This is a genomic window from Spirosoma oryzae, assembly GCF_003002825.1.
GTDB classification, from domain to species: Bacteria; Bacteroidota; Bacteroidia; order Cytophagales; family Spirosomataceae; genus Spirosoma; species Spirosoma oryzae.
Genome location: NZ_PVTE01000069.1, coordinates 1 through 1624, shown reverse-complemented (window position 1 = coordinate 1624; position 1624 = coordinate 1). Strand labels below are relative to the sequence as shown.

The window sequence follows — 1624 nt, the reverse complement described above, 5'->3', positions numbered from 1 at the left end:
GGCATGAGCAGGCCTTTGTTGGTCGCTTCGATTTCCAGGGCCGAGCCACCGTTGATGGTGCCGGGGTTAGCCCCTACTTTTACCTGCGCCTGAGCCGTGGAAAACACGGCTATCGTGGCCAGAGATGAAAACAGATGTTTGAGTTTCATGATGGTATGGTTTGAAGAACAATTAGTAGTGAGATAGGGTAGAAAATGATTGAAACCCATTCGTTCATCCTACCGGCTGGTTATTCTGCTGCCTTTAGGCATCACATTTACTTGCCGAACGGCGGCTTTTACCAATTCCCGACGTAAGTCGGCTACGGCACCCCTGAGTTCGGCCAGTTCAGCAACCTGGGCGGTCAGCTGTGCAATGCGAGCATTTGCGTACTGAAGTTGTTTGGACAGTTCCTGTGTAGCCGAAACATTCAGCATGGAAAGAGCGTCATAGTCTACAACCCGGAAGTCAGGCACCTTTTTACCATAAACGAAATAGCGTGCCTGCGTATCGGCAAGGCCACTTACGGTAAAGCTCTTTTCTGTAACTGAGGTTACGGTTACCAGAACTTCCTGTTCTGTTTCCGTAACAAGCTTGATCTCATCGCCTTTCTGGAGTCCGTGCGCTTTATTCAACGTAATGCGTACTGTACCGTTCTCTATCTTCACGGCTTCACTCAAGCTGTAAACATCCGGAATATAATCGGCCCGCTTTGTGATAGCGCTTGGGTAAACGGACTCTAGTTGTTGCGCAATTACTTTTTTGAACGTCCGGTCGCCGAAGTGAGCCTGATCAATCATGACATAGTCTGTAATCTTTATTTTACTCAGCGTAGCCAAGTCGGCCGCGTTGTTGGTAAGGCCTTTAATGTGCTTGATCCGGCTGTCCGATGCGGTCAATGTACCAGCATAGGCAGCTATATAGGCCCCGGATAAAATAGACCCAGTAGCATAAATGCTTAGCGGATTAGTCCACGCATAAGAGGCACTCGATGTCACGGTACTACCTGGATTAAAGTAGGTAGCAGCAGCGGCAGCACCGCTTGCCGGTTGAGTCCCTGCAACTATAAATCTTGCATTTTGAATAGCCCCAGCCAGTCCCACAACCACATTTCCGTTATTGCCAATACTGAATACTGTATTGTTGGACGCTGAGCCATTATCCGAGACAGACTGAAAGTTAAGAAACCCTGCTCCAGCGGATGTTCTGGTCAAATTAACCTTCATCACCTTCTCATTGACATTGTTGTCTTTCCCTTCGAAGTATATTCCGGGACCGGAAAATCCACCGCCAACTTCGGTCGGTCCTGTAATGATCAATCCTGGCGTGAGATACGACGTTGAGATACCAGAGGTATAGTTGTCCTGGGCCAGGTTAAGTCGTCCCACGGGCGTGGCGGTACCAAGCCCCACACTGTTTTTAACCGCATCCACATTAAAGGTGGAGCCGTCAACCGTAAAATGACTGGACCCAGAGGTAGCCGACGACGTAAAATTCAGGTTGTAAGATTCCTGGGCGATGGCAGTGTTCTTGCTGAGTGTACCACCCAAGCCCACATTGCCCGTGCTGTTGTAGCCCACCGTTAGCCCATTGTCGGCCCCTAGCTGGGCACCGCTTTTCTTGCTGACCCAGCCCGTGCCGTCCC

The 1624-nt window shown here is 50.1% G+C and carries 1 protein-coding gene; it reads right to left on the bottom strand.

From position 1 onward, the window contains the following. Positions 1-218 precede the first annotated feature (218 nt). On the bottom strand, positions 219-1624 hold a 1406-nt coding region (locus CLV58_RS28600; RefSeq protein ID WP_170108825.1), incomplete at its 5' end, for a tail fiber domain-containing protein.